The organism is Streptomyces sp. NPDC026673 (assembly GCF_040638135.1).
Lineage (GTDB): Bacteria > Actinomycetota > Actinomycetes > Streptomycetales > Streptomycetaceae > Actinacidiphila.
In genome coordinates, this window is sequence record NZ_JBEZXR010000089.1 from 1 (window position 1) to 25,933 (window position 25,933).

Annotated in this window: 25 protein-coding genes and 1 pseudogene; 16 read left to right on the forward strand and 10 right to left on the reverse strand. The window is 67.9% G+C overall.

Annotated features, from left to right (window positions below; translation table 11 throughout):
* Positions 1-1,677 precede the first annotated feature (1,677 nt).
* Positions 1,678-2,205 carry a ferredoxin gene (locus AB0F62_RS36790; RefSeq protein ID WP_361809791.1) on the reverse strand — a complete coding sequence of 176 codons (528 nt, stop codon included), beginning with the start codon at positions 2,203-2,205 and terminating at the stop codon, positions 1,678-1,680.
* A gap of 9 nt (positions 2,206-2,214) precedes the next feature.
* On the reverse strand, positions 2,215-2,502 hold the full coding sequence (locus AB0F62_RS36795) for a hypothetical protein (protein WP_361809793.1): 288 nt from the start codon (positions 2,500-2,502) through the stop codon (positions 2,215-2,217).
* A gap of 288 nt (positions 2,503-2,790) precedes the next feature.
* On the opposite strand from AB0F62_RS36795, the gene AB0F62_RS36800 reads away from it, so the two are divergent.
* Genes AB0F62_RS36800 through AB0F62_RS36810 form a run of 3 tightly spaced genes read left to right on the forward strand, consistent with a single transcriptional unit; the run spans position 2,791 to position 3,691 of the window.
* Positions 2,791-3,045, forward strand: coding sequence for a hypothetical protein (locus AB0F62_RS36800; RefSeq protein ID WP_361809795.1), 255 nt, complete (start codon positions 2,791-2,793; stop codon positions 3,043-3,045).
* Positions 3,042-3,413 carry a DUF6247 family protein gene (locus AB0F62_RS36805; RefSeq protein ID WP_361809797.1) on the forward strand — a complete coding sequence of 124 codons (372 nt, stop codon included), beginning with the start codon at positions 3,042-3,044 and terminating at the stop codon, positions 3,411-3,413. Before AB0F62_RS36800 ends, AB0F62_RS36805 begins: the two co-directional genes overlap by 4 nt.
* The gene (locus AB0F62_RS36810) at positions 3,410-3,691 is read left to right on the forward strand and encodes a hypothetical protein (RefSeq protein WP_361809799.1); all 282 of its coding nucleotides are present in this window, start codon (positions 3,410-3,412) and stop codon (positions 3,689-3,691) included. Before AB0F62_RS36805 ends, AB0F62_RS36810 begins: the two co-directional genes overlap by 4 nt.
* A gap of 276 nt (positions 3,692-3,967) precedes the next feature.
* Here AB0F62_RS36810 and AB0F62_RS36815 read toward each other — a convergent pair whose 3' ends face one another.
* Positions 3,968-5,737 (reverse strand): UvrD-helicase domain-containing protein, encoded by a 1,770-nt coding sequence (locus tag AB0F62_RS36815; protein ID WP_361809801.1) that lies wholly within the window; start codon positions 5,735-5,737, stop codon positions 3,968-3,970.
* The gene (locus AB0F62_RS36820; RefSeq protein ID WP_361809803.1) at positions 5,734-7,764 is read right to left on the reverse strand and encodes an AAA family ATPase; all 2,031 of its coding nucleotides are present in this window, start codon (positions 7,762-7,764) and stop codon (positions 5,734-5,736) included. The genes AB0F62_RS36815 and AB0F62_RS36820 overlap by 4 nt, the downstream gene beginning before the upstream one ends.
* A gap of 374 nt (positions 7,765-8,138) precedes the next feature.
* Between AB0F62_RS36820 and AB0F62_RS36825 the strand changes: the two genes are divergently transcribed.
* A complete protein-coding gene (locus AB0F62_RS36825) occupies positions 8,139-8,303 on the forward strand; it encodes a hypothetical protein (RefSeq protein ID WP_361809805.1) in 165 nt (54 codons plus the stop codon).
* Positions 8,304-8,546: 243 nt separating this feature from the next.
* Here the strand turns inward: AB0F62_RS36825 and AB0F62_RS36830 are convergent, their stop codons facing one another.
* Complete coding sequence (locus tag AB0F62_RS36830) at positions 8,547-9,008, reverse strand: hypothetical protein (protein ID WP_361809807.1); 462 nt, start codon at positions 9,006-9,008, stop codon at positions 8,547-8,549.
* Between the two features lie 684 nt (positions 9,009-9,692).
* On the opposite strand from AB0F62_RS36830, the gene AB0F62_RS36835 reads away from it, so the two are divergent.
* Positions 9,693-10,418, forward strand: a complete 726-nt coding sequence (locus AB0F62_RS36835) for a DUF4839 domain-containing protein (protein WP_361809809.1) — start codon at positions 9,693-9,695, stop codon at positions 10,416-10,418.
* A gap of 462 nt (positions 10,419-10,880) precedes the next feature.
* Here AB0F62_RS36835 and AB0F62_RS36840 read toward each other — a convergent pair whose 3' ends face one another.
* Positions 10,881-11,300 (reverse strand): hypothetical protein, encoded by a 420-nt coding sequence (locus AB0F62_RS36840; RefSeq protein ID WP_361809811.1) that lies wholly within the window; start codon positions 11,298-11,300, stop codon positions 10,881-10,883.
* Positions 11,301-11,448: 148 nt separating this feature from the next.
* On the opposite strand from AB0F62_RS36840, the gene AB0F62_RS36845 reads away from it, so the two are divergent.
* The 7 genes from AB0F62_RS36845 (at position 11,449) to AB0F62_RS36875 (ending at position 18,969) form a co-directional block, all read left to right on the forward strand.
* Positions 11,449-13,158 (forward strand): hypothetical protein, encoded by a 1,710-nt coding sequence (locus AB0F62_RS36845; RefSeq protein WP_361809813.1) that lies wholly within the window; start codon positions 11,449-11,451, stop codon positions 13,156-13,158.
* Between the two features lie 467 nt (positions 13,159-13,625).
* The gene (locus AB0F62_RS36850; RefSeq protein ID WP_361809815.1) at positions 13,626-14,138 is read left to right on the forward strand and encodes a Pycsar system effector family protein; all 513 of its coding nucleotides are present in this window, start codon (positions 13,626-13,628) and stop codon (positions 14,136-14,138) included.
* A gap of 38 nt (positions 14,139-14,176) precedes the next feature.
* A complete protein-coding gene (locus AB0F62_RS36855; RefSeq protein ID WP_361809817.1) occupies positions 14,177-14,836 on the forward strand; it encodes a Crp/Fnr family transcriptional regulator in 660 nt (219 codons plus the stop codon).
* Positions 14,837-14,943: 107 nt separating this feature from the next.
* Positions 14,944-15,774, forward strand: coding sequence for a hypothetical protein (locus AB0F62_RS36860; protein ID WP_361809819.1), 831 nt, complete (start codon positions 14,944-14,946; stop codon positions 15,772-15,774).
* 62 nt (positions 15,775-15,836) lie between these two features.
* Positions 15,837-17,792, forward strand: a complete 1,956-nt coding sequence (locus AB0F62_RS36865; RefSeq protein ID WP_361809821.1) for a hypothetical protein — start codon at positions 15,837-15,839, stop codon at positions 17,790-17,792.
* A gap of 68 nt (positions 17,793-17,860) precedes the next feature.
* Positions 17,861-18,550, forward strand: coding sequence for a hypothetical protein (locus AB0F62_RS36870; protein WP_361809823.1), 690 nt, complete (start codon positions 17,861-17,863; stop codon positions 18,548-18,550).
* Between the two features lie 59 nt (positions 18,551-18,609).
* A complete protein-coding gene (locus AB0F62_RS36875) occupies positions 18,610-18,969 on the forward strand; it encodes a hypothetical protein (protein ID WP_361809857.1) in 360 nt (119 codons plus the stop codon).
* Between the two features lie 40 nt (positions 18,970-19,009).
* Here the strand turns inward: AB0F62_RS36875 and AB0F62_RS36880 are convergent.
* The 3 genes and pseudogenes from AB0F62_RS36880 to AB0F62_RS36890 form a co-directional block, all read right to left on the reverse strand.
* Positions 19,010-19,297, reverse strand: a pseudogene (locus AB0F62_RS36880) (XRE family transcriptional regulator); the annotation flags it as partial.
* 270 nt (positions 19,298-19,567) lie between these two features.
* Positions 19,568-19,945, reverse strand: a complete 378-nt coding sequence (locus AB0F62_RS36885; RefSeq protein ID WP_361809825.1) for a hypothetical protein — start codon at positions 19,943-19,945, stop codon at positions 19,568-19,570.
* Positions 19,942-20,199: a hypothetical protein gene (locus AB0F62_RS36890; protein ID WP_361809827.1), complete on the reverse strand. Its 258-nt coding sequence runs from the start codon at positions 20,197-20,199 to the stop codon at positions 19,942-19,944. The genes AB0F62_RS36885 and AB0F62_RS36890 overlap by 4 nt, the downstream gene beginning before the upstream one ends.
* A gap of 332 nt (positions 20,200-20,531) precedes the next feature.
* Here AB0F62_RS36890 and AB0F62_RS36895 point away from each other — a divergent pair, with 332 nt between their 5' ends.
* The 3 genes from AB0F62_RS36895 to AB0F62_RS36905 all read left to right on the forward strand — a co-directional run bounded on the left by AB0F62_RS36895 (position 20,532) and on the right by AB0F62_RS36905 (position 23,970).
* Positions 20,532-20,792, forward strand: coding sequence for a type II toxin-antitoxin system Phd/YefM family antitoxin (locus AB0F62_RS36895; RefSeq protein ID WP_361809829.1), 261 nt, complete (start codon positions 20,532-20,534; stop codon positions 20,790-20,792).
* Positions 20,789-21,034, forward strand: a complete 246-nt coding sequence (locus tag AB0F62_RS36900; RefSeq protein WP_361809831.1) for a type II toxin-antitoxin system RelE/ParE family toxin — start codon at positions 20,789-20,791, stop codon at positions 21,032-21,034. Before AB0F62_RS36895 ends, AB0F62_RS36900 begins: the two co-directional genes overlap by 4 nt.
* Positions 21,035-21,261: 227 nt before the next feature.
* Positions 21,262-23,970 carry a Helicase associated domain protein gene (locus AB0F62_RS36905; protein WP_361809833.1) on the forward strand — a complete coding sequence of 903 codons (2,709 nt, stop codon included), beginning with the start codon at positions 21,262-21,264 and terminating at the stop codon, positions 23,968-23,970.
* 354 nt (positions 23,971-24,324) lie between these two features.
* Here the strand turns inward: AB0F62_RS36905 and AB0F62_RS36910 are convergent, their stop codons facing one another.
* Positions 24,325-24,711, reverse strand: a complete 387-nt coding sequence (locus AB0F62_RS36910; protein ID WP_361809835.1) for a hypothetical protein — start codon at positions 24,709-24,711, stop codon at positions 24,325-24,327.
* A gap of 494 nt (positions 24,712-25,205) precedes the next feature.
* On the opposite strand from AB0F62_RS36910, the gene AB0F62_RS36915 reads away from it, so the two are divergent.
* Positions 25,206-25,814, forward strand: coding sequence for a hypothetical protein (locus AB0F62_RS36915; protein ID WP_361809837.1), 609 nt, complete (start codon positions 25,206-25,208; stop codon positions 25,812-25,814).
* Positions 25,815-25,933: the final 119 nt, after the last annotated feature.

Sequence of the window (25,933 nt, forward strand, 5' to 3'; positions counted from 1 at the left end):
TCCGCTTCGCGGACCGTGAACCCCTTCACTTCGTTCCGGGGTTGGGGCCCCGCCTTCGGGGCTGGCCTCACTTCGTTCGGCCTGCCCCTTACCGGGCCCTGGGTGGGCTTTCGCTTCGCTCCAGCCCACCTACGGGTGCTGACGTGCCCTCATGGTCAGGCGCGCTGCGCTTGCCTGACCGGCCCTCGGCTTCGCCTCGCACCGCTGGGGCCCGCTGACGCGGGCCCGGCTGGCTGGAAGTAGGTGGGCTGGTGTGCTTCTGAATGTGATGCAGCATGTAGGGATGGGGAAACGGGGCCACCCCCTCCGGGCGCGCCCCGCTCCCCCAGGAGATGTCCGGGCCGCTTCCCCGGGCCCACTTCACGCGGACAGGTACTGACGCCACCTCATACGCCCCTACCACAGGCCGTCGTGGGCCCGGCCCGATCCGCACCGCGCCGGGCCCACCACCCGGCGCCCCCTCCTCCACCCATGGCCAGCGCAGCGCCTCCCCACGGCTCCCGCCACCCGAGGGCAGCTCCGAAACCGCCGGCCACCACCCCACACCCACCAACAAGACAGGCTCACACAGGAGAAGTCAGACCAACCACCCACCCGAAAACCCCACCTGACCAGCAGAAACCCCCCACGGACCGTCAGCCCGGTGCACGGGATGATGCACGGCATGGTGCACGTCATGCCGCACGGGATGGTGCACGGGATCCTGCCCCGTAGACGGCCACCGTCCCGTCCAGCGAGTAGGGAGGCTGGCGTCACTTGTCCCATCCTCACCGAGCATTGGCGCCACCGACTCCTGAGCGACCGCTCCGCCGGCAGCCAGGCGGACATCACCATCACCGCCGCCGGGTCAGATCGATGCCCACGGCGTCGCGCAGCCGCAGGAGGCATTCGGCGCGGCCGGCGGTCAGACGGTGCGCCCGCACGACAGTGAGCCGGGTGACCGGCAGGGCGGACCCGCTCTACGACGAGGGGCAGCTGACCCCCTGCGCGCAGGACCGGCTCAAGGTCGAGGCCAGCGTGATCCACCGGGCAGATGGCCCCGGTCTCGAACCGTAAGGCCAACGGACCGGGGCTCTTGCTGCTCGACACGCTGCTCGGTGACGGGCCCCCTGCACGGACCTGGTCCCCAAACGGCTCGACGCCGGCAGCGAGGTCGAGGGCTTCGACGACCCGCTCTTGAACGAGGTCCTGGAGGCTCTCTCCCCAGTTGAGCAAGCGATGGCCCTCGCGTGGAGTCTCCCACTGGGCCGAAGCCGCTCTGGCTGCCGGGTCGCACAGCCGGAGGTCTTCCTCGAGCGGGTCCGCCGGAAGGTTAAGCGGCTTGCCGCCCGCATCACCGGCGCCTTCCCGAAGGCCGGGGACCACGGGGCACGGCCGGTGAGCGGCCCCCCGTCTTCGCGCTGACGCGCCGACGTCCCCGGGGCAACCTGGTCCAACTCGCCGTGCCGCTCCAGGGCCGGGCCGGTGCCGTCGAGGAAACCCGGTCTCCGGCCGGGCGTTGGCCGCCTCTCCATAGGGCGACAAAGAACTCCGCGCCCGTCCCGACACCGGACCAGCCCGCACGGTGCGGGCCCTGACAGAACACCGAGCAGTCGGTGCAGAGCCTCGAAGAACGCATCGCCCGCATCTGAAGGCGGCAGCTTGGTCCCAGCAAACCCACGCGCTCGCCGCGTGACGCTACAGCTCGGGCAACCGGTCAACGGGTGTGGGCGACCGCCGCTCCTCCAGCCAGTAGAGGTAGATCCGCAGGTCAGTCGCCAGGTCACCGCCGATGTAGAGCTCGAAGTCACGGACGGCAGCGGCTATGCCTTGGCCTGCCCAGGCGTCGCTCTCGTCCCATTTGCTCCGCTGATCGGACAGGTACTGCACGACCTGGCCGCGGCCACGCCACCACTCCCGGACCGTTTCCGGTGTCCACCGCGAGTCGCCATCACAGCCGTACCCCAGGAACGGGTCGCTGTCCGCCGCCTCGACCAGCAAAGCCGTGTCCGCAAGCGTCCTGGGCTGGCGATAGACGTACTCGCCGAAGTACTCGCCCCCATACAGAACAAGAGCGGGTGCCGAAAGCCGTCCCGTCCAGCAGGTGTCGGTCTCCCCACCGTAGAAAGGCCCCGGCACGTTCAGCCACAGCCGGTCCTCCCAACGGCCCCGAAAAGCATCACGGTCCTCGCCGAGGATCGCCACCGGATCGAAGTAGAGCGTCACCCGCCGAGACTAGGCCACCCGTTCGAACAAGAGGTGGTCCGCCGATAGTGCCGGCCAGGCCGGCCCCGCACGACACATCGGCACCACCGATTTCGGCTTCGCCGCCCCCGAAAAGCTCGCCGCTGTCGGCGGCTGCCCGGCATCCGCCAGGTCCTTGCCGGCATCGGTGCCGTCGTCGTCACCGGGCGCCAGGACCTCGCCGACGCGTGAGCGAGCGATAACCCATTCGTTCCACTCTCGCTCGACCACGGCCAGCTCGGCCTGGATTCGGTCGGCCTTCTCCCGTAGCTCGTCCATACGAAACGGCGAGCGATCAGCTCGCGCTGTTCCAGCAGCCCCACAACCGACGGCATCCCCGACCTCCACCAGAGCGACAACCAAACACGTCACCACTCCCCAAGCCCCCGGACCTATTCCTGACCAGCGAAAACGCATCCCTCAAGATCGCAAAGACAACAGCCGCCAAGGGCCGCCCAGGCGTAGCCGGTCCACGGCCACGCGGAGCCAACCCTCCAGGAAATGTCAAGCGCGATTGCGTTTGCGTTATAGGTGAGGCAGGATCGTCCCATGGTGACCTCACCGCGCGTGACCCGCGTCATACTGGATCTCGAGGAAACGGACGAGCTGGACCGTCTCGCCCGCGCCGTCGAGGAGTACTCCCTGGCGCTGGAGCAGGCGCGCACGGCACTGAGTGAGGCAGCGGGCAGGATCGCCGCCCGTTACGAACGCGGCGGACCGGCCGCGGTGGCCGCCCGTGTGGGCTGGTCGCGTCAGCACGTCTCCACCTTGGCTGCAGCCCACCGTCGTAACCTCAGCAGTCAAGGAAAGGACGCAGCATGAGCACCGCATCCGAACACCCGGAGCGTCGGAGCGTGCCGCAGCCTTCCTCTACGGCCGAGGAGCTGCGAGCCGCTCTCGCCCGGATCGCGCCGGAGGCGGTGCCCACCTTCGATGCCGAGCGGGCCGCGGCCATGACCCAGGCGCGGAGCGAGGTCAGCTCCGCCCCCATGCGGCGCTTCCTCGGCCAGTGGGCACTGCAGGTCGCCATTGAACGCCATCCGGAACAGGCCGCCCGGCTCCGGCACCTCGAAGCCCGGGCCGCCGTCGTCGAGGACCCGGACGAGGCCAGGACGGTCGCCGCCGAAATCGGGTGGATCCTCGACAAGGCCGCCACCGAGGCCGGACTGCCCCACAGCGGTCGGTCTTGAGCGGCTGGCGCTGGGAGTACGACCCGGACGCCGAGCATGTCGTCAACGGCCTGCCTACGCGGGTCGTGGCCGAGGTCGAGCGCCTGGCCGGCGAACTCGTCGTCCTGGCCGATGTGGGTGTCGACGTCACCGACATCGGCGATGGCCCCCGCAAGGGCGCCCCCGGCGGACTGCGCCGCATCCCCCTCCTCGCAGACGGGTGGTTCTACGCCCTGCCCCTGCCCCGCCTGCAACTCATCGCCGTCGTCCGCGTCATCCCCCCCTACACCGACCAATAGAAGCAACCGGGCACGTCACATCCCACGGCAACAGACAACAGCCAGCCGCAAAATCCATGCCACCTGCGCAGGCCGTTGACACGGGCTCCCGAGAACAAGCCACTCGGCCCGGTTCATCCGCACCCGCTGTCGTTTGGCAACGGCGTACGTGTGCCCGCGGCCTGCCCCACCCGCATGCCGCTCCTCTATCCAGGCCACACACTACTGTTCGAAATATCCCTAAGCAGAGAATCGGGGTCTGTCCATCGAACTCGCCAGAGCCACAAAGCTCCCGACCTACGCCTTGATGTACGGAACGCCTTTGGCGTTGAGCAGCGAGGCAACTCGGTCGGTGTGCTTGCGATGAACTGCACACACGAGTAGCTGCTGCGCCCGGGAACCGGCGACGTAGAGGACGCGCCGGGCCTCGGTGTTGTGGTCGCCTTCCCAGTCGTCAAGGACGGTTCGTTCGGTGACCTTGTCCACTCGTAGCCTGTCCGGCAGCACGAGCACGACTCCGGGGAACTCCATGCCCTTGACGCCGTGGACTGTGGAGTAACGGACTGAGGGGATGTTGCCGAAGCTGGCGACGCTGGCCCAGGCTCCCTCAGATGGCGCCTTGAACAGGTTGCCCAGGTCGCTGGAGGCGGGGGCCAGCACATCGCCCCAGTCGGCCGTCTTCAACGAGTCGCGCACCGAGGCGGCAAAGTCACTCCGGGTCTTTCCTTCGGCATCCAGACTCAAGGCAAGCCGCACCGCGAAGCCTTCCAGCCACCGAGGATCGACACCAATCTCTTCGCAGACCGCGGCAAAGCTGTGGTGCTGTGTCTCCCGCGCCACGGTCAGCGCCGCCAGGATGGCCCGCTGGACCTGGTCGACAGCCGTCTTGCGCGCCTTGGGATCCGTCTCCCGTGACCGAAGCTTGTAACCGGCGTTGGCGATGGCCAGCACCCGGTTGCTGCTGGCACCCTCCAGACTCACCACGCCAGCCGCCTTCATCCCGTGGGCCTCGGCATGCGACAGGACTACAAGGTCATCCGCGACCAGCTTGTACTGCTCGGCGACGTCCAGCGCTGCCGGCACGATCTGGTCGAGCGCTGAGAACTCGATCAGGTGAACCGGGGTCTGCACTACGGAGTACTCTCCGCGAGCTGTCTCAAGGAGTTCTTGGCCGAACCTCAGCCCACTGTTGAAGGCGACAATGGCAGGAGAGCTGCGCCAGTTGTCTACGAGCGCGAGCTGGTCGGGCAGGCTGGCAGCGAACTCCTGGACGGCGGCCGGGGTCGCGTTCCGGAACTCGTAGATCGACTGGTCGACGTCGCCGACCATGACCACACGGACGCCGCAGTCCCGGAGGAACTCCAGGATGCCAAGTTCTTCTCGGCCGCAGTCCTGCGCCTCGTCCACGATGACCTCGGCGAAACGAGCCCGCAGCAGCCCTTCAAGGATCGTCCGCTCTTCGGAGCTGCCCAGCCAGAACGCGGCCAGAACGCGGGCCGCCTCGCACGTGATGGTTCCGGCTCTGAGAAGCCGGCCAAAGATGTGGGAGGCGTTGGCTTCCGCTTCCTGCTTGCGCTGCGCCAACATGCGGTGCGCCCCAGCGTCCCCGAAGTCTTGCGGCACCCGGTTCGAGTTCAGGTGAGCCCGACCATCTGGATCAAAGTCGAACCACTTCAGCTCCAGGTTCTTCGTCCGTCCCATGTCCCGCAAGCGAAAGCTCGTGCTGGCCACCTCATGCCAGGACTGCACATAATTCGGCTTTCGACCGTAAGCCCTTACGTACAGCGGGGTGACGATGAAGCGGTGGATAAAGGTGTCGAACGTGCCGATGAAGTGGGGTGCCCGCAGGGCCTCCCCCTGGTTGCCACAGCGACGTCGAACCTCGTCCACGGCTGCGTTGGTGAAGGAGATCAGAGCGATCCCACGTCGGGGCTCCTCTGCGGTCCGCTTGAGGAAGCGGGCGACCATGGCGCGCGTCTTGCCGGCGCCAGGGCAGGCGGCCGCGAACAGGCTGGTTTTGGCGTCGACGAGCGCCTGCTGATCTTCGGTGAGCTTCGCCTCGTTCAACGTGCCTCACCCGACGTGTCCGTCAGGACGCCCCGGACGGCGTCAGTCAGGTATTGAGGGGCCTCGAAGGTCTCTCCGTTGGCGATGGCCAGGGCCACGTCGTGCGCGAACTCGCCCTTGCCGATGAACTTCTTGTGTTTGCGGAGCTTCAGGTAAAAACCCCAAGCAGGCCCTCGCTCGTTGTCGAGAATCTCCTGCCACTTCGTCTTGGATCGCGGCTTCTGCTTCAGGAAAGCCGCCTTGAGTACCGGCTCATTGGCCTCGGGCCCGAGAAGGTCAGCCTCAAGAGTGTGGGGAGCCTCGGCGACGATGAGGTGGTCGGCTGCCCCGATGGACTCGGCGTGAGTGGTCAGCCGGTCTCTGCGGTTGTTCACCGCGGTGTCGTCATCGTCGTCTTCCGGCTCGTCCTCTTCTGGTTTGGCGTCCTCGTTGGTGGAGTCACCTTCGGCTGGGACGACCGTCGACTCCTGGGCCTTGCCCTGACCGTCCTCGGTCTCCCCGTCCTCGGCCTTCTTCTCCTTTGGGATATCCGGGTCGCCGTCGGTGATGACGGTCAGCTTGTCCAGCAGCCGGCAGCCGTTGACCTCCGACAGCAGCAGCGTGATGTACGGGGCGAAGTCGACGCTGCCGACGTTGATAATCGTGACCCCGTGGAAGTCCCGGCGCTGCTTGGCCTGGTCCTCACCGCCAAAGACGCAGTGGCGGGCGATGACCGGCAGTAGAACGGCCTCGGCAATGCCTTCGACCAGAATGACGCGACGGGCGAAGAGCAAGCCGGCCCGAGTGGCATCCAGGTACTGGTTGATCTTCCGTCGCTCGTCGTCGGCCAAGGCGAGCTTGACCAGCGGGAGCGCTTGGGTTTTCCGGCGCAGCACCTCCTTTTCCTCGCCCTTCTCGTCCTGGACGGTCTCCTGGTCCACCCGCGTGCGCAGGGCCACGACGTTTTCGATACCGACGCTGCTGGCCAGGTTGGGCGAGTGCGTGCTTGCGATGACCTGAATGCGGCCGGCCGGACCCTGGGTGTCGTCCTTGAGGGAAGCCTCGGCCTGTTCCTGAAGGTAATCCAGCAGGACGGCCTGGAGCTGCGGGTGGAGGTGAGCCTCGGGCTCCTCGACGAGGAACAGCGTGAGCTCCATGTGCTGGGCGTTGCGCAGTTCCAGGATCACCGTCGCGATGAACAGCAGGTTGGCGTAGCCCAGGCCGGACTCGGCGAGGTCGGCTGGCGGTATGCCAGCCTCAGCCATCTTCACTCGCAGACTGCGCGCCAGGCGATGCAGCTCGTACTCGGCGAAGGTGACTTCCACCGTCTGCCCGCGGACGGAGTCGGTCAGCTCGCCCAGGTGGCCCTGGATTTCCTTGGTCGTGGCGGTCAGGACGGGGTGCTTCTTGAGCTCCGTGAACGAGTCGTTAGCCTGGGCCCGGAAATCTTCCTGTTCGTCTTTCTCGGTGAGGTAGCGGATGATCCGCAGCAGCCGGTTCCCGTCTGATGAGTCCAACTCGCGCTGCGCGTCCCTCAGCGGCGCCAGGTAGACGTGCGCGATCTGGTCGCGCTTGTCAGGCTCGGCGTCCGGCCCGTCTACCGGACCTGCGGTTACGGTCGGCCGCATCTGTTGCCGGGCCTCGTCCCGCTTGTACGTCGTCGTGTATGCGGCTTGGTTCGATGCTACGTCGAGCGCGGTGATGTAGTGGGCCCGTTGGGCTGTCGACAGGCCGTCATAGGTGGCGCGAAACTGGGCCTCCTGGCCTTCGCGGCCATGGGACAGGTCGACCTCGTCGAACCAACGCGTGGCCCGGCGGTTCAGCGGTGTGGTGGCCAGCCGGAGCGCTTCGATGACGTTGGACTTACCGGAGTTGTTCTCGCCCACGAGCAACGTGATGCCAGGTTGGAAGTCGACCTCGATGTCGTAGCACGATCGGAAATTCCTGACACCGAGCTGCCGCAGGTACATTCCGACTCTCGGCTTTTCCTGGCTCACTAATGCGCCCCCGCTAATACGTGAATTCATAAAATCGGTCACCTGCACCATGCGATGCATAGAGCAGCCCTTGCGTACTTTGACACATCATCCACACCGCGCTCAGACGAACCGAAAAGTAACATCGCGTGATCTTGGGTACATTGCACTGCTGTCACGTTGGCCATGACCCGGCTCGCGCCGCCTGGAGAAGGTTGTCGATGTCCCTGACGGCTACAACATCGATCCCGTCGAGGTAGGCCGTGAACGTGATCCACAGCCACGGGCCGGCTCGGAGCGCGCCCAGCCCCCAACCGCCCTCGACCGCGCGCCCACCACCATCGCGTCGGCCTTGACCTGGTTCGCTGGCGCCGTTCGCCTCATACGTCGGCGGCTACCCCGGTCCTTTTCTCCTCCTGGCCGGCGAACTCGTCGTCCTGGCCGATGTGGGCGTCGACGTCACCGACATCGGCGACGGCCCCCGCAAGGGCGTCCCCGGCGGACTGCGCCGCATCCCCCTCCTCGCAGACGGATGGTTCTACGCCCTGCCCCTGCCCCGCCTGCAACTCATCGCCGTCGTCCGCGTCATCCCCCCGTACACGGACCAATAAAGGCAACGCGGCACGTCACATCCCCACGGCAACAGACAACAGCCGGCCCCAAAATCCATGCCGCCTGCGCAGGCCGTTGACACGCGGCTCCCGGGAACATGCCACTCGGCTCGGTTCGCCTCGTCCGTACCCGCTGCAGTTCGGCAACGGTGTACGCGTGCCCGCGGGCTGATGTGTCATCGCCGGCGCCGGGGCCTTCCCCATCACATCCCGGCGCCCCCGGCCGCCTTGGTGGTCGCAGCGTTAAAGGCGCTCGTCCGCGTTACGCCGCTGGGTGGTCTTCATCGGGGGCTTGCGGATGATGTCTGCGTCACCCGGCTCGCGGGGTATGTAGGAAAAGCCGTTCGCCGTGTCCGGGTCGTAGTGGACGACCGTGCCCTGTTCCTCGAGCATGACTCGCCATGATTCCAAACGCTTGGCTCTGTCCTCGTCGAGTGCCAAGCCGGCCCGCCGACGGGCCTCCACCCGCAGCATGATCACCGGATACAGCTGTCGGTGCTCCTTCTTCACCGCCCACGGAATCAGCTCGTCATCACGCGCGATCCTGCGATCAAGCCCCCGCCTGTACCGAAAATTCCCCCACATCGAGGACACCGTGTCGATGCCGTACTTCCGCCGGTACTCATCAATCATGTCCTGATAGCTCCAGCCATCCTCGAACCACCGGATGACCTCCCCCTCGTCAACAATCTTCCTCTTCGGCACGAATCCCCTCCCTGAACTGCGGCAATGCAAGATACACCGCCCCCTGCAACACGCCACCCAGCCCATCGGAACCACCCCGCACGCCCGAACCACCCGGATAGCCGCACCGACGAACCACCCTCCAACCGTCACACCCACCCGGGACAGAACTCGGACCTACCGCGTGACGTTGACAGCGCCAGAACTGCGGGCAGCTCAAGGTGGACGCGGTGATACAAAGCAGGGCTGCAATGCTCGGCGATGCCGGGACGGGCGCGGTCGGCTTCGACCGCGACGCAGGCGGGTACGCACAGGTGCCAGGTTCGGCACCAGCACGGTGGATCAGGCAAGAAGCGAGCAGGTTGCTGCAGCCGGCGGCAACCACGGCGGGCCGTCCAGCACGACCTGCACGAGTTGGTTCGCCGACCGGTGACCTGGGTGAGGCGGCTGTCCCGTTCGGCGTCCAGAGCGTCCTGCTCAGCGATCGTAGGGGCGTAGCAGTTCCAGGAATCCAGAACGGCACGGGTCTGCTCGGCGCGCCTAGCCGCTCGACCTGACGAGCCGCCTTTGTCTCCGATCGAGTGCTCCTTGGCCCGGACGGCCAGCTCGGGGCCCGAGGACGCCGGTGATGCCGATTCCTCCCCGAGTCCCCTATGCTCGCCGGGCAGTTGGTATGAACAGTCCATTTGGGGGGCGCGGAGCAGCATGGCTGACGAGATCAAGTACGAGTACAAGACCGTGAAGACAGTTCGCGGCACCGACAGCTTGGTGATCTCGAAGATGCAAAAGGATGGCTGGGAGCTCGTGGAGCAGTCTCAGGGCACCCTTCGCTCCACCCTCGGCTTTCGTCGGCCGAAGAAGCCGTTGCCGTGGTTCCTGATCGGCACGGGCGCCGCCATCCTCGTGATCCTGGCCATCGTCATCGGCACTGCCGCTGCGCTCAGCGGCGGAGGTGAGAAGAAGGACGAGTCACACATGCCGGCCGCCGCTGCGAGCAAGAAGCCCTCCGCTACGCCGACTGCAACCGCGGCCGAATCGGCCGCCGCTGAGGTGATCACGCCTGCGAACAATCCGGAGTTCGCGGCGCTACTGAAGGCGGACTCCTGCGACGACGCGAACCTTGACTTCGCATCCAACCACAAGGGCCAGACGGTCGCGTTCAACGGCTCCATCGTGAACATGGCACACCACGGTGACTACAACACCCGCTACGACCTCCTCCTAGGCCCAGGCGACAAGGGGCCGAACACGGCGAACGGCCCGGCCTTCAAGTACGAGGACGTCAACATCGGCGACCTGAAACTGACCGGTAACAACATCCCCGCCACCGTCGCAGCAGGCGACAAGTTCCGCTTCGTTGCCGAAGTAGGCGAGTTCAACGCGGACCAATGCCTCTTCCTCCTCGACCCGGTCTCGACAGAAGTCCGATAGCCAGATGCGCAGACGCGTCATCACGGACCAGCGGCCCCGGCCAACGGCGTAAACCCAAGCGCCGCAACAAGCTGGACGGACACGTGTCCCCCGATCGCAGCGAGGCCCAAGCCCATACAAGTGCTGTTCGTCTACTACCGGTAGTTGCGTGAGGGCGCAATCGAGGAGGACGCTGTTCCCCCAATGTGGGCTCGGGTGCGGCAGGGGCGCAGAGCCCCTGGAAGCGGCTCTCATGGCAACGAGGCCGCGGCCAGTTCGACCAAGCGGCCCGGCCGTGGGGCTGTCGCCTTCACCGGCCCCGATAGGCGGAGCCTCATCCGGTGCAGTGCGCGAGGTACAAGCTGAGGCCGGGGAGTTCCCGGGTGCGGGTACTACCGGCCAAGGTTGTTCTTCGATCACTGCTTCCAAGCCCGGCCACTGCTCCGGGCAGGGTGTAGGTGCCGGCGGGAGACAAGGGGCCGGTCATCGTGCTCCCCTTGGCCCGCTGCGGCTGGGACGGCCGTCCGCAGCCCGGTTGACGTGTTCGGTCACGAAGGCGATCTCGGCATCGGAGAAGGCGGTGCGCACCCCGGAGGGGGTCATGCCGGTCGCGGCGGCCAGGTCTTCGAGTTTGTAGGGGCGGGTGCCGTGGAATTGCCGGGCGTAGGCCAGCAGGCGGCGGGTGTCGGCTTCGGCGGCCCGGCGCCGGGCGCTGGCGTTCTGCAGTTCCAGCAGCAGCGGGTCGATCTCCAGGCCGTCACACCTCGCCTGCAGGTCAGCCGCGGCCTCGGCTCGGTCCCGTTCGGCGGCTTCCAGCGCGTCGGCGAAGAGCTCCTCGGGGTGGACGTCGCCGGGCTTAGGCAGCGGGTACCGAATCGCGATGATGTCCTCGATCAGATCCATGATTGCGAGGATCGCAAAAAAATGCGATAGGCGCAATAGCGTGAACGGGCCTGCCCCGCACGGGCGATGGCTGGAAACATCGGTGCTGCCGGTCCCCAGGGGGCGTTCCGGCACAGGGCGGGGCGTGTCGGCGGCGGAGGGGGCCGGGATGGCGACGAGAAGCGACACACGGCGGATCCGCACCGCGGTGCTCGGCCACAGAGACTCCGAGGAACCGTTGGCACTGCCGCAGAAAGCGTTCGACCTGGACGTCTTCCGGCACCTGCACCGCGGTGCGACGTTCTGGTGCGGGGTGCTGCTGGGCGGCTGCGGTGGGCAGTTGATGACGAAGCTGTATACCGACCGGGTCTGTCACTTCGCACACTACCCCGACCCGGACGGGGCGCTGACGGTGTGCTCGCGCGCCTTCCGGGACGTGGGCAGCGCCGACCACCTGTACTTCAAGCAGGCCATGACCGCCTGGCTGGGCGCGCAGGGGCGCGATGGCCACTTCCACTTCACCCGGGCCAAGGGGACACCGGTCGGGTCCGTGGTGGACCTCGAGGTCGACAGCGGCCTGCGGCTGCGGGTCCACATCAACGACCAGGTACCGGTGCGCTGGGATCCGACCGGGCAGACCGAGACACTGCTCGGGCCCGGAGTGGAGGTGGACTTCATGACGCTGGCCCTGCGCCGGTACGTCCACCGGGTCCAGTTCTACAGCGACGGGCCGTGCCGCCGGATGCGGATCGGCACCGAAACCCTGGCCAAGGGCATCCGGTGGTTCTCCCTGGACCAGTGCACGATGACCCCGCAAGGCCTTATGACACCGGCCGTCACCGAACTCAGGCGCCACCGGCAGATCACCGCCGCCCCGCCACCCCAGGCCCCACAGAACGCCCCCGAGGCCCAGCGCGTGGCCGCTGGCACGCCCGACCCCCCGGGCCCTGCGGCGGGCCCCGGCCCAGTGCGCGTCAAGCTCCCGACCGAGGTCGGCCGCCTGCTGCTACGGCTGGCCAGCGCGCGGCGCACCGAAATCCTGGCCGAAGTACGGGAGCTATGCGCTCAGGGTGAGCACCTGCTGGACCACACGGAGGACGCCGCTGTCCGCGACAGACTCCAGGCCGCCCTGGAAGAACCTCGGCACTGGCGGGATCAGCAGGACGCTCGGCGGCAGCAGGTGTTCGCCCGGCTGCAGGAAGCCCTGGACGCAGGGCAGCCCGACGAGATCCGCTCCCTGGTAGCGCAGGCCACCGGCCTGCGCCGGAACGGGCACCGGCTGTCCCGCCAGGAGCAGGCGCTGCTGGAGGAGGCACGGCGTGTCCAGAAGCCCTCCTCCCCCCTGCCGGGCACGGCACACGTCCCGCTTGTGCACGCCGGCCCCTCCACCGCGCCGGTGCCCCACACCACCGCCACCCAGCCACCGGCCACCACCTCCGCACCCAAGCCGACGCCGACGCCAAGACCGGTACCGGTACCGGTCTCGCGGCCCACTCCGGCGCCGCGCCCAGCTCCAGTCGCCGACCGCTCCCCGGAGGAACTGGCCTCGGTGGCCCAGGCTGTCCGCGGGGCGCTGCTGCGCGCCGCCCGGCGCAGGCGCCTCACCTCCTGGGACACCTTGCAGCGCCAATTGGGCTCCGCCCTGCCCTCGCTGTCCCCCGGCGACCAGGCCCGGGTACTGACCCTGGCTGACTGCGCCACCGAGGACAACCAGCCGCCCCTGTCCACCCTCCTGGCCGCCGGCGACCCCGACGCCGTTCCCGCCTACCGCGCATCCGCCACCAGCCTCGGCCTGACCCTTCCCGAAGACCCGGACGACCTGCACGATGTGCTCCAAGCCGACGCCGCACACCTGTACCGCCTATGGCCCAGCCACTAGGCGGCAACCGCCACCCGGGAGGGCGCTCCTGGAGCAGGCGGGCGACATCTGTGTAGCGCAGGGCGGCCAGCCGCTCCCCCACCGGCTCGCAGCCATACCCCGGCATTCCACGCGGCGCAGGTCGGCAACCACCAGACCCGGCTCTGGCAGGCCGTCCGACCTCAGGAGCAGCAGATCGTGCTCGGAAACCGCTGTCCGCTGGTTAGTCATCCTCCGAGCGGCCCCGCGGCGCATCGTCACCCAGCGATCGCTCCGCGGTGACAGGCCGTGGACCACAAACCGCCCATCGTTCGGCGCCGGAAGGGCTCTCGTCGACGAGAAAGGAATGCGAGCTGCCCAAACCCACTGCATGTACGGGCTGTGACGGGGGTGGCCCCTATGACGCCATGCAGTGGGCACTGCAGCTGGCGCCCTTCGTGCAGGGTGAGTGCGTATGCACTGCGCATTTCGAGAGGGAAGAGGGGAACATGCCTGACACCGGTGATGCTGCCAGGGCGGCAGAACTGGGCCGCCGCTGGGTTGAGGCCAGGGCTACGGAGATGTTCACACAAGTGCAGCGGGCAGACGGAAAGGCGACCACATTGTGTGGCGTGGCGGGCGGTCTGCTCGCCGTTGATGTGGCGGTGCTGTCGAGTCTGCCGTGGTCTCAGTGGCTGTCAGTCGGGGCTCTGGTGGGCGTTGCGGCATTCCTCGGGATGGCGATCATCGCAGCGCTTTCCGCTATCCGCCCCGCACTGCCAGGAGACGGCGGGCTAGGTGCTTTCGTCTCATCGGTTGCCGGCGCCCACCAGCACAACGCAGAGTCTGCTTCTCGGAGCATGGGTCTGGACGAGGGCCAGCAGGCGGAGGCAGAACGGCTGGCAGCGCTTGCGGCCTTGGCCCACAGAAAGCTGCGGGCGATCAAGTGGGCCGTCGATCTTACGATAGCCGCTATCGCTATGGCCGGTTTTGCGCTACTCGGTCCGTGCATCACTGCTTGAACATCACGATGTGACGGTTGCCGTATTTTGGGGGTAGCTTGTACCAGCCGCACATCTCAGTCATCGGCCAGCGCCTGTGGTCGCAGTTGTCCGAACTGGCTCCTGTACGCAGACGCCCCGCCAGAAGCGTGCTACTGCGGCAAGGAGATCCCGGCACCCACGTCATCCTGCTGACGGCTGGCTCAACTCTGGTCACACTGACCGGAGCTCACGGGGAACGCACCTTGCTGGCTGTCCGTGGAGCCGGTGAACTGCTCGGCGAGTTGGCAGTTCTCGACGACCAGCCACGCACCGCCTCGGTCATCGCTGCCGAAGACTGCAAGATCCACATCATCCCGGCTTCGGACTTCCTGACCTTCGTGGACAAACATGAACTTCTGACTCCTCTGCTGCGCCACGCCATCGCGCGGGTTCGAGAGGCCGAAGCGGTGCGCCTGGAAATGGCCACAGCTGCGGTGCCGGCTCGCCTGGCCTCAGCCCTCGCCCGCCTGATACATGCCGCATCTACAACTGGCGCTCAGCACGCGGTGCGTCTGACACAGACAGAGCTGTCACAGATGATCGGCGCGTCACGCAACGCCGTGGGCTCTGCTCTCAAACCGTGGCGCGAGCATGGCTGGCTCGCCACCGGGGCCGCAGGCGGGCTCCTCATTCACGACATCACGTCGATCCAGGCACACGCACACACCGAGACGTGACCGACCCCACCGGCATGGTGCCCACTAGTGGGCACCATGCGATGTCCGGACACGGCCAGCATGGGACACCAACCGCACCGCTCCCTCTGCCGAAAGGCTGGTGTTCTGTGACCACTGTTGCCCCGTCCGGCAATGTCGACGTACCGCCCGAGCACGCTGTCCTGGTCGTCGACATGAAGGACTACAGTCAGATCGCCGAAGCAAGGATGGCTCCGGTCCGGGGCGATCTGGACGACATCCTGACCACCGTGTTCGCGCATAGCGGCATCGTGGACATTGCAGCGCTTGACGACGGTTCCCACAAGGACCGCGGCGACGGTGCGATTTTCGTGCTCCCAGCCCGGCACACTGCACGGCTTGTCGATCCCTTTCTCGGCCACCTGAGCCGGGCTCTGGACCGCTACGACCAGACCCGTCTGGCCAGCGCCCCGCGCATCCGCCTGCGGGCTAGCGTCCACGTTGGCCCGCTCGCTCCGCCAAACCACCGCGGCGATGCCATCAACGACGCCTGCCGGCTCGTGGACAGTGACGAAATCCGTCATGCCATGGCCGCCGCAGTGGACAACAGTGCCCTGCTGGCTGCCGTCGTTTCGGATACGGTGTTCCGCCGCACCGTCCGCGCCAACAGGACCCCAAGCCTTGCCGAACGGCAGTTCCTCAAAGCAATCGCCCGCGTCGAGGGCAAGCCCGGGTTCGAGGAAGTGTGCTGGCTGCACGTTCCTGGCCTGCTCCCGGCAACACTCGGCCCATATCTCTCCGGTGGTGACGACGGAGCGCCGCAGGAGCCCCAGGGCCCCGCTCCACAACCTCCCTCCGGGAACGGTGGAGCCCCCAGCGAGCACACAGCACGTGTGCAACAAAAGGGCCGGGCCAGTGGTAAGTCACGGCTGATTCAGGTCGGTCGCGACTACACCACTACCGGCCGGGAGCAGTCATGACTGGTTGGGAGAGTTCCGAGGTAGTACCCATCCAGCATGCCGAGGCCACTGGCCAGGGAAGCGTGACGCAGGTCGGCGGCAATTACGAGGAGCATCACCATCGGTACGTCCGCGGATGGCAGTACTTGCGAGGAACCGGTCTGGACGACCACGAGATGGACCTCGCGGAACACGCATTCGTCGATGTACAGGGCACTGCGGGTTCCAGCCAGGTGGGTCACGCAATCGACCTGATGAGCCGCTCGCACGGCCGACGCCCCGCACTGGTGCTTCTCGGTGGGCCTGGAACTGGCCGGCGCGCTGCCGCGCTGCGGATTCTTTGCAAAGCAGGCGTGCCCCGGGAACGGATTCGCTGGTTGCTACTGGACTGGGACCAGCCCCGAATCGAGCAGGTCCCTCACACCAAGGGATACGGGTTCGTCCTGGACCTGACGAGCTATCCAGAGTTGCCTGAAGACTTCTACACCGGACTGACCGGCTACCAGAAGGAAGCAGAATCCACAGAGGCATTCTTGATCATTCTGGCTACCCCAGAGAATTGGGGCCCCAGAACACTGGCCACCGTGCCGACGGTGAGCATGTCCCGTCCGCCAGCCCGGAAGGTCGCCGAGACCCATCTGCTGCATCTCGCACCCCACAGGGCCGATTGGCTGACGACGGATCCGCTTGACACGCTCCTTTCAGAGTCGGCCTCTCCGTCCGACGCCGCCCGCCTGGCACGGCTCATTGCGCAGGCTCATGACGACGCCGAAGATTCGGTCAAGGAGGAATTCAGCAACTGGCAGGACCACCTGAAGCAGTGGTTCACGAATCATTCGGGCGCCGAAGACCTACGTGAGCGAGCGCTCCTGATCGCCGTGGCACTGCTCGAGGGCGCACCCGCCAAGGTCGTACTGGAAGCAGCAGACGAACTCTTCTCAGACGTCGGCGGTCAGCTCCCGCCCGGCGGTCCACTGGCCGGCCGAGACCTGGTCAACCGGCTCGCCACCGTCCACGCGTCACTGATCCAGGACGAGGGCGTCTCCTTGGAGGCCGAACGACACGGACTCGCCGAAGCGGTCTTGACCCACGTGTGGCAGCAGCGCCCGCAACTGCGCAAGGCACTGCTGGAGTGGGCATCGAGTATCAGCGCACCCAACGGAACCGCCGTGAGCCATCTGCCTCGCATCGCGGAGTGCCTGGTCCATCTGTCCGCGCAGCCCGGCGGCAGGCTCGTCCTGACGGTGGCGAGCAATTGGGTTGCCACAGGCCGCTCCGCTCATCGGCAACTGGCCACTGAAGTACTGGAGACGATGGCGCTCCATCCCGTAACAGGCCCCGGTGTACGCAAACAGCTCTACGACTGGGCACAGCAGAAAACCACCAGCAAGGAACTGGCTTCAGCAGTCGCAGGCATCTGCGCCGGCCAGCTGAGCCGAAGCTATCCCCGGGTCGCCCTGACCCGACTTCGCCTACTGGCCTCGCGGAGCGACGGGCTGGCCAACGAAGCCGTCGCCAACGCTGTCCGATCCCTGGCCAGCGCCCCCGAACAGCGGCTTCTGGTGCTCTCGGAGATCATCGGCTGGACCCAAGCTGATGCCCCTGCCGTCCGTGAGGCCGGGGCCAGCACATTCCTGGCGCTGACCGACATGGCCCAGGACACCTTCCTGCCCCCGCCCGCAAGAGTGGAAGGCGATGATGCCGACACACTGACCCACGAGCTGTTCGTGCAAGGCTGGCGCGCAGCCCATATGGAGACCACGACGACCCAGGCAGCGCATGACCGTCTGGCTGCTTGGCTGGACTCTCCCCACCTGTCGGACGACCAAGTCCTGCCGCTGGCCGTTGCGGTACTGCGTGGTCGGCTGGGCCAGCAAGGAGCCGCAGAGCTCCTGGTGGGTTCCTCGAGCAGCTCGGATCTGGGGCGGGCCCGGCGCAAGATGCTGTTCAACCGGCTGATCTCGGATCAGACGACCTCACACGGAGCAGCCGACGCCGACCCAGACCTTGACAGCGACGACGCCCTCGCACTGACGTGAACGTCTGGAGCCGCCGCAAAGCCTCTCCGTCGAGCCGCGCGGTGGACAATGGCGGGTGCCATCCGCTCGTGCTGAACAACGAGCGGATGGCCAGCCACCTGGCCGGCGTCTTCTTCACCGTGCACATCGAGGGGATCTGGCGAGGGCCGCACACCGACTCCCTGGGCCATCCGGACCCGGTAGTGGTAGCACGCCACCACCTACGCCGGCAGACCGCCCAGATCTTGAGCCGGCACTCAGTCCTCAATCCCGCTTCGTCCCAGGACGCTGCCAACACTGTCCTGATGCAGTGGAACCAGGCGGCTCTCGGACTAGAGGTGACCGGGGTGGTCCACCTGACCGTCCCGCGCCAGGACCGCAACCACGCCGAGGAACACGCACGCAGGCACCAGGCTTCAGAGACGGCATACGAGGACGAACGGCAACGCCTCGTCCACCTACAACGCCTGCTCGCCGACCCCGAGCTACGCCTCGTGTGGTGGGCTGACCGGTTTCCCGAACGGCTGCCAAACCTGGACGAGTTGACCGCTGCATTGCAAGGGTTGTCGATGCCGCACCACTCCAGCGAGAGCGACGACCTCCGCGGTGACATCGGGCGCTTCATCAACCAGCTTTTCGCCGCCCTGCATACACCGCAGCAACGCGAAGTCTTCCTGCGAGCGCTGGTCCAGACCCTCCACGCCCTTGGTCATCACGATCTCAAGACCGCTGCCACCCAATGGCACCGCCCTCACGAGCCCGGGAGCACACCAACATGAACCGTCACCAGAGACGATGGCTCGTGGCACCCCTGCGGCAGCTACGCACCCGCCGACTCATGAACCAGCACGGTCCAACACTGCCCTACACCACGGCCTGGGCCCTGATCACCCTGCAGACCGCGCCGCAGGAGACCGATTTCGTCCGAGCCTGGCACCGGGAAAATCCAGCGGGTTCGCCAGGTGTCCACTACGACCACTGGAGCGAACTGAGCGCCGCGGAACAGCGCCGCCGCAACCGATGGCTGCAACGCCACGGCCGCTCCCCCGTCCAGCTCCTCCACCTCGACATCCGCCTCGTCCACAGCGCAGGCGTCCACGTCCTCGACTGGGGCCGCCCTCCCGAGTCCGGCAAGGAGTGCCGTCCTTCTTTCCAGTCACAGCCCCAAAATGGCGCACGGCGGGGGACTGTACAATGAACGGCTCTGTCCCGTAGTCGGTGGTGACGCCGAGTAGCGTGTCCTGCAGGCCCTCGGCGGCGATCGCACGCAGGTGCTGTTCGCCAGCGCCTTGGTCCCGGGCTTCGAAGAGCCGGGCGGCGTACTCCGGTGGGAGGGCTTGGGTGATCAGGCGCAGGCGGGCGTCGTCGGTGGTGCCGGGGGCGGCGGTGAAGCCGAAGCGGGCGCGGCTGTCGATGACAATGCCGCCGGTGGTGGCTGCGGCCTGTTTGGTGCGGGCTCGGACCGGGATGGGGCGGGTGAACGCGCCCTGCACGGCGCGGTCGAGGCTCTCCCCGAGCATTCCCACCGGCGGTCCTTCCGTCTGTTGCAATGTGGTGGCAGCGCGGCTTGGCCTTGCCTGCCGAGCGGTACGTGGCCGGGCAACGCCTGCTGGTGCATCCGGCTGCGGTGCGGCGGCGCATCGACGGTCTACGGGGCCGCACGAGCCGGGAGAGGATAGAGCGAGCACTCGTCCAGTACGGTCATCGCGCCCGGCCGCCTTGCAATTCCCCGGTACGCATCCCGACCGGGACCGTCGCCGGTTTGCCAGGCATCCATGGGGCTTCCGCCCCGGCGGTCAGGTCAGGTCGAGGGTCCTGACGGGCTGCCCGGCCCACTGTTCCGGGGCGGCGGTGGCGATGACCGCACCGTCAGGGCGTTCCGGGGTGGGTAGGGCGGTGTGGCGGGTGTGGGCGGTGGCCCAGGTGGCCTCGCGGGCCAAGGCCAGGGCTGCGGGCAGGTCGAGGTCGACGACGGTGATGCCGGGCAGGGCTGCGATGTGCTCGGCGGTGCCGGGGCGGGCACGGTCAGCCTCGACCAGGGCGCAGGTAGGTGCGTACAGGTGCCAGCCAGCCTCGCCGTGGGCGCGGTGGATCAGGCGGGAGGCGAGCAGATTGCCACGGCCGGCGGCGACCATGGCGGTGTCGTCCAGGACGACGTGCACGATCTGGCTCACCGGCCGGTGGCCTGGGTCAGGCGGCGGTCGAGTTCGGCGTCCAGGTCGTCCTGCTCGGCGGGGGTGGGGGCGTAGCCGTTCCAGGCGTTCAAAACGGCGCGAGCCTGTTCGGCCCGCTCGGCCCGCTCCGCAGGAGTGAGGAGGGTGTCGGCCAGGCGGGCCAGGTAAGCGCGCAGCGATAGGCCCTCGGCCGCGGCAATCTCCGACAGCCGGTCCCGGGCCTCGGCAGGGATACGAACGTTCGCATCGGACACCTGGGGTCCCCTTTCGTGGTGGCGCACCACAGCATAAGGGGTACGGGTACGTACCCGTGTGCATTCTGAGGCTGAGAACAGCGCGAGGAGCATGCAGGCAGCACCGAGGGGATCCCCGGGGCTTGCGGGATGCTCGCCTTCCGCGTACGCGGGAGAACTGCCTCGCCCTCCTTCGTCGATCTGGACGACCAGCCTCCCCTCCGCACGTACGCGGGAGAACTTCGCCCACCCCCAAGGTCCCCCGTACCTGCGGGTGCTGCCCCGGGGCAGCACCCGCCTGTGTCCTGGCACGGCCTCCCCCGCCATGTGCACACTTGTGTAAGGTGGTGTGCATGGCGGAGACGAGGTACTCGATCGTGGAAGCCCGGGCTCGCCTGGGTGCCATCGCCCGCGAGGTCAGCGCCACCCGTGAACCGGTCGCTATCACCGACCACGGCCAGACCGTCGCCATACTGGTCAGCCCCGCCGACGCCCTGGAACTGCAGGAACTGCGGGCCCTGGCCGCCTACCGGGCGCGCCAGGCCCGGGGTGAGGACGCCGGTGTTCCGCACGAGGAGGCCTACCGGCGGATCTTCGGCGAGGGCACGGCGTGAGCTACGAGGTCATTTGGGAGCCCGAGGCCCTCGCCCAGGCGGAACGGCTCGCCAAGGACGACCCCGACGGGGTACGCCAGGTGTTCGCCGCTGTCGACCACCTCGCCGTCGACCCGCGCCCCGACGGTGCATTCGGCAGCGCCGACCTGCTGCGCATCCACATCGGCGCCTACCGCGTGATGTACGAGATCGGCGAACAGCAGATCCGCGTCAGCGTCATCCACCTCGCACGCGTGCGCTGAGCGATCACCGGCCAGGCGGCCATGCCCACACAGCCGGGCCACACCAGGGCCGGCCTGGCACCCCGAAGTATGCGGCGCCGAGCCGGGGCCGGCGGGCAGCGCCGAAGTCGGCTCGGCGCTGAGCCGCCCGGACCCCGGACCCCGGCCCACAGCACGCAACGGGTCGCCGGCCGTGGACCGTCCACGGGTGGACGAGACGGCGGCCCAGACGATGGGAGCACCAGGTGATGGACTCCACGCCGCCACAGCACAAGGGAGCAGGCGTGAGATTCGTGCAGCTACGCGAGCACCAGGTCGATGCGCAGGCGCGGATCCGGAAGTGGGTCGGCTTCCCGGGACGGGCGCCGGTACCCGCCGGCGGTGCGCGGGCCACGCTGGTGTCCGCCACCGGGTCGGGGAAAACAATCACGGCTGCCGTGGCCGCGCTGGATCTGTTCCGGGAGGGCCGGATCCTGGTCATGGTGCCCACCCTGGACCTGCTGGTGCAGACCGCGCAGGCCTGGCGCACCGTCGGGCACCGCGGGCCCATGGTCGCGGTGTGCTCGCTGGAAGGCGACGAGGTCCTCGAGCAGCTCGGGGTGCGGGCCACGACGAATCCGGTCCGGCTGGCGTTGTGGGCGGGGGCGGGGCCGGTGGTGGTGCTGGCCACCTACGCCTCGCTGGTCGACCGCGACGACATCGAGAATCCGTCGGGCCTGGGGCGGGTGCGGGGGCCGCTGGAAGCTGCCCTGGCGGGCGGGGCACGGTTGTACGGGCAGCGCATGGCTCCGTTCGACCTGGCGGTCGTGGACGAAGCGCACGGCACGGCCGGGGACCTCGGGCGGGCCTGGGCCGCGATCCACGACAACACCCGCATCCCCGTCTCCCACCGGCTCTACATGACCGCGACCCCGCGGATCCTGGCCGCGCCCCGCCCCCCGGTCGGCAAGGACGGCAGCGAGCTCGAGATCGCCTCCATGAGCGACGACCCGGCCGGCACCTACGGCCAGTGGATCTACGAACTCGGACTGTCCGAAGCCATCGAACGCGGCATCCTCGCCGGCTTCGAAATCGACGTCCTGGAAATCCAGGACCCCGACTACACCCTGGGCGCCCCCGAGGAACAGGTACGCGGTCGGCGCCTGGCCCTCCTGCAGACCGCGCTGATCGAACACGCCGCCGCCCACAACCTGCGCACCGTCATGACGTTCCACCAGCGCGTCGAAGAGGCGGCCGCGTTCGCCGCGAAACTGCCCGAGACCGCGGCGGAGTTGTATGAGAGCGAGCCGTCCGAGCACGCCCTGGCCGAAGCCCAGGAGCTACCGGCGTCGTCGATCGGCGCCCAGGGGTACGAGCTCCCACCGCACCGGCACGCCGCCCCGGACCGGGTGTGGGCGCAGTGGCTGTGCGGCGACCACCTCGTCGCCGAGCGACGCGAAGTCATCGGTCAGTTCGCAGGCGGCACCGACGCCCACGGGCGCCGGGTCCAGCGGGCGTTCCTCGCCAGCGTCCGCGTCCTCGGGGAAGGCGTCGACATCACCGGCGAACGCGGCGTCGAAGCCGTGTGCTTCGCCGACACCCGCGGCTCACAAGTCGAGATCGTCCAGAACATCGGCCGGGCACTCCGGCCGAACCCAAACGGCACCATCAAGACCGCCCGGATCATCGTGCCGGTCTTCCTCCAGCCCGGCGAAGACCCCGACAACATGATCGCCTCAGCCTCATACCGGCCCCTGGTCGCCGTCCTCCAAGGACTGCGCGCACACGACGAACACCTCGTCGAACAACTCGCTTCGCGTGCGCTGAGCAGCGGAACACGCACCGTCCACGTCCTGCGAGACGCCGACGGCCGCATCATCGGCACCACCGGCGGCGAGGGCCAGGGCGGCACGGAGCGCGGGACGGGGGCAGAAGCCCCGGTGAAGTCTGCGCTGCTGCACTTCGCCACCCCCCGCGACCCCGCCACCATCGCCGCATTCCTGCGCACGCGCGTCTACCGGCCCGAATCCCTGGTCTGGCTCGAGGGCTACCAAGCCCTACGACGCTGGCGCCAGGAGAACGGCATCAACGGCCTGCACGCGGTGCCCTACGACACCGAGGTCGATCTGGGCGTGGTGCGGTTCCCGCTCGGCAGGTGGGTCAACCAACAGCGAAGGGCGTTGCGGGCCGGGGAGCTGGAAGAACGCCGCAGGAAGCTCCTCGACGAGCCCGAAGCCGGCATGGTCTGGGAACCCGGCGACCAAGCCTGGGAAACCAAACTAGCCGCGTTCCGCTCCTTCCACCGCGCCCACGGGCACTTGGCACCAAGACAGGACGCGGTGTGGGCCGCCAGCGACGGGCAGCTGGTGCCGGTCGGGCAGCACATGGCCAACCTCCGCCGCCAAGGCGGCCTCGGCAAGAACACCGAACGCGCCACCACCCGCGCCGCACAACTCGCCGCCATCGACCCCGACTGGAACTGCCCCTGGCCCCTGGACTGGCAACGCCACCACGCCATCCTGGCCGACCTCGCCACGACCGAACCCGACCACTCCGTCGCCGGCGTCCAACCCGGAGTGCGGTATGAAGGCGACGACCTTGGAGCATGGATCATGCGGCAACGGCACAACTGGTCCCAGCTTTCCGGAGAGCAGCAGCAACGGCTTACTGGCCTCGGCATTACGCCCGCCGAACAAGCCACCCCTCCCCCGGCAGGGCAGGAGGCTGGGGCCGAGCCGTCGGCCAAGGCGCAGCAGGCCTTCCAACGCGGCCTGACCGCCCTTACGCAGTGGATCAAACGAGAGGGCGTGGGGCGGCCCGTACCCCGCGGACACAGCGAAGAGATCGTGATCGACGGCGAAGCAGGACCGGTCACCGTCCGACTCGGGGTGTGGATCACGAACACCAAAACCCGCCGCGACAAACTCACCCCCAACCAGCGCACCGCCCTGCAGGAACTGGGCGTTGAGTGGGCGTAACACCGCCTGCAGTCCATCGTTGAACTCAGCAACTGTGCACACTCCCCCCGTACGGGACCCCGGGCCGATTCGCCCCGGGGTCCCGCGGTTGTCGGTGATGGTCCACCAACGCCTCAGGCACGGATCGCATACGGTCAGGTGGAGGCAGGACGTCCCCGGCCGCCGTCATGGGTTCGGGCCAGACCTGACCGACAGTGCTCCCCGCGCAGACGAGAGCGGTCCGCTGCCCTCGCCCGCGTACCGGGACGCGCGGTAGGGCTCCCCGCACAGGCAGGGGTACTCAGGTCCCGCGCACGAGCTGGTGTGTGGTGGCATGTCCCCGCCCGCGGGCGGGGGTAGTCGGCACGTGTGCGGTCAGCCGAGGCTGGCACCGAATTCGCCGGCTTCTGCCTCCTCCGACGACACGGTGATCTTCCCGCGGTGGGAGATCTCCACCTGGTAAAACTTCGAGCCTTTCGGTACGCCAGGCACCGATACCGGGAACTTGCAGGACAGGGAAGAGTTGTCGCCGGCGCCCAGGTTGCCCGTTGCGATGACCCTGCCGGCGCTGTCGTACACGGTGATGCCGGTGCCCTCACGGATGTCGTCGTAGCCCGACGAGCCGACGCAGCGCACGCCGTCGTCGGCGAGTACGGTGTCGCCGGTCAGGGTCATCGTGCCCGTCAGCGTGAAGGTGCCGGGCGCGTCCGGCTCGCCGAAGGTCGACAGGCCCCACACCGCACCGACGATGCCAGCCCCCACGACGAGCCCTACCGCTGCGGCAATGACCGGCGAGAGAGAACGCCAGCCCGGAGCGCGCGGCATAGGGGGCTGTGGAGGAACAGGTGGCGCAGCTGGCATTTCCGACTCATCAGGCATGCGCAGATTGTGACAGTGTTCAACCGCGTCAAGTGGCTGATCGTCGCAATGGGTCGAGCTTTGCCCGCGTACCCGTAGACACGATGCCGGTGGCTTCGACCACGACCGGCGGGCAGCCCGCCGCCGGCCCCGGCCGGATCGTTCCCGACACCCCCGACACCCTGCACGATGTCTGGACGCCGACATCGCTCATCCCCACCAGCCATGGCGTGACTGGCAGCCGGCGCGAGAGGTGTCACGGAGACAACTCCCGGGCCGCCCGAAGAAAGGATGATGCTCGCTGCGACCGGACTCCGGCTCGGCCGAGCACCGATTCCCCTGCCCCAGAGTTCGCATCTTCCCGCCGCGCTGCCCCGGCCGGACGTCATCATGGGCACATGACCGTACCCAGCCCGGTGGAGCTTCTCGCCGCCCACGTGCGGACCGTCCTCGGCGACGGCCCGTTCCACCCGCATCGAGGCTGGACCCACATGGGCGCCGTGATCTGCGACGCCAGCTTCCACGCACGCCGCAAGTACAAGTCGACGATCCGGCCACGGCTGATCCAGCTCCAGACCGCCTGGCCCGACGCCGCCACGGTCCGCGGCTTCCAGGCACGCCTGGCCACCGAGGACCTCGCCGTCGCCATGAACTTCCGCAGCCCGCGCAGAGTCGCCACCGCCCACGCCATCACCCACCTGCTGGTCACCGAGAACGTCGACACCCGGGAGGAGCTGTGCACGTGGCTCGGCCGGCAAACCAGCCGTGACGCTTTGCGCAGGTTGAAGGGCATGGGGCCCAAGAGCGTGGACTACCTCGGAAACCTCGTCGGCCGCTCCCAGGTCGCCGTCGACGTGCACCTGCGCGCCTTCGCCGCCCAGGCCGGGGTCACGGGCCTGGGCTACGAGGAGCTGCGGGCCGTGTACGAACAGACCGCCGATCTCCTCGGACACGACCGCGCCGGCTTGGAGCACGCCGTATGGCGGCACATGTCGCACTCCCAGTAACGGATCGTGCAGAAGGAGCTGCTTCTGCCGCCGCTGATTCCGACGGCACCGGCAGCCACTCGCCCGGTGGGCTTGGCATCCGGAGATACTGTGCCGGCCGCTGGCGTACATGCCTCGAT